This window comes from Actinomycetota bacterium, from assembly GCA_005888325.1.
Taxonomy (GTDB): Bacteria; Actinomycetota; Acidimicrobiia; order Acidimicrobiales; family AC-14; genus AC-14.
On record VAWU01000102.1, the window covers coordinates 1 to 1,801 of the forward strand.

Consider the following 1,801-nt stretch of genomic DNA (forward strand, 5'->3'; position numbering starts at 1 on the left):
TCGGCGAGGAGGGCCAGCTCTACGTGGCGGAAGCGGGCAAGGGAGGACCGGCCTGCGTGCCCGGCGGGCCTGAGGGCCCGATCTGTCCGGGCCTGACCGGCGCGATCAGCGTGATCACCCCTTCCGGTTCGCACCACCGGATCGTGAACGGCCTGGCGTCGCTATCCGGCGAAGGCGGCGTGTTCGCCACAGGGCCGGACGGGCTCTCGTTCAACGACGAGAGCGGCCTCTACACGGTCATCACCAGCTGTCCGCAGCAGGTCGGCGGGCTCCCCGCGGGCTCGTTCCCGCCGTCACTCGTCTCCGCGTTGAAGACGCAGGCCGGACAGGTCGTCAAGCTGAACAGCGACGGCAGCTTCACGCCGACCGCGGGCGTCGGTGCGTTCGACTGGGACTGGAGCCTTACCCACACGAACCTCGTTCCGGGCCAGTTCCCGGACTGCAATCCCTACGCGATCCTCGCCGACGAGCACACGCAATGGGTCATCGACGCGGCCACGAACACACTCGACCGCGTGACGTCACACGGGATCGAGATCGTGGCGTTCTTCCCGAACCCGCCGGTGTCGGACGCCGTCCCGACGTGCGTCGACCGCGGTCCCGACGGTGCGCTCTACGTCGGTGAGCTCACGGGTGGCGGCAACGAGCCCGGGGCCTCCGTCGTCTGGCGTGTCGACACCCGCCGCGAGCATCCGGTGCCGACGGTGTGGGCGTCCGGGCTCACCGCGGTGACCGGTTGCGGCTTCGTCGACGGGACGTTCTATGCCACCGAGTTCTCGACGTTGGGTCTCGACAACGCCGCGCCCGGTACGGGTGCCGTCGTGCGCGTCCCGCCGCACAGTGCGAAGCCGATCCCGCTCGTGAGCAACCTGAACTTCCCGAACGGCTTCGCCGAGCGCAGTGACGACATCTACGTGTCGAACTGGAGCATCGCACCCGCCGTCCTCCCGGCTGGTGCGCCGTTCAAGCCGGGCGAGGTCGTGAAGATCAGCTTCCCCGAGGAGCACGAGCATCACAGCGACCACGGGCACGACGAGCACCACGGGCACGACAACGACGACTGACGCCGTCTGACGACGACCGACGGCCGAGCCGGTCCGGGCCCCGCGCGCCCGGACCGGCCGGTTCGGCGCTACGCCTTCCCGGCTGGTGACCCGCGGCGCAGGTCTCGTTGTACGGCTGCGCACTCAGGTGCTGACGCCATTCGGCTCGCGTGAGGTTGCCGGCGACGAAGCGGTAGGCGGCGTTCACCCAGCTCGACGGGCGCAGGTCCCAGCGCACGGTCGAGCCATCGACGACCGGCGTGAACCGCCGTCGCGCGAAGAACGCCGGTTGGCTGGCATAACGGTGATCGATGCCCTTCGTCTTCTCGGTGAACGGCGCAGGGCCGGCTCATCGGCCAGCGGACGGAGGACGCGCTGGCGGTGAAGAAGGCACAAGGCGTGAGCTCGGCCAGAGCGCGCCGTAGCCGGCGATCTGTGTGGCGCTCGATTCTCATACGCGACGAATACGCATCCGAACCGGGCGCGCCCGAGCTGCCGCTCGGCGCTCATCGCGAGTGAATTCAGTTCGTATGCAAGCCACAATGACGCCAGTGGATGTGGCCATCACCGTGATCGTCCTCGCGATCGTCATCGCGCTGTCCGCTGGCGCGGGGTTGTGGTACGGCCGGAGGAAGAGTCGGATTGTCCTTGACTCCTCAGCCGCAAGATCCGATCGCGTTCTCGCCGGGCTTGATCTCTGGAGTCCAGCCCTCGGCGGGGCTTGTCCGGCTCGCGCGAAGGTTCACTCGGCTAGTTCG

Annotated in this window: 1 protein-coding gene; it reads left to right on the forward strand. The window is 68.6% G+C overall.

The window, feature by feature from the left end; translation table 11 throughout:
• Positions 1-1,064: ScyD/ScyE family protein (locus E6G06_22480; GenBank protein TML84600.1), on the forward strand; the 1,064-nt coding region annotated here is incomplete at its 5' end.
• Positions 1,065-1,801 lie beyond the last annotated feature (737 nt).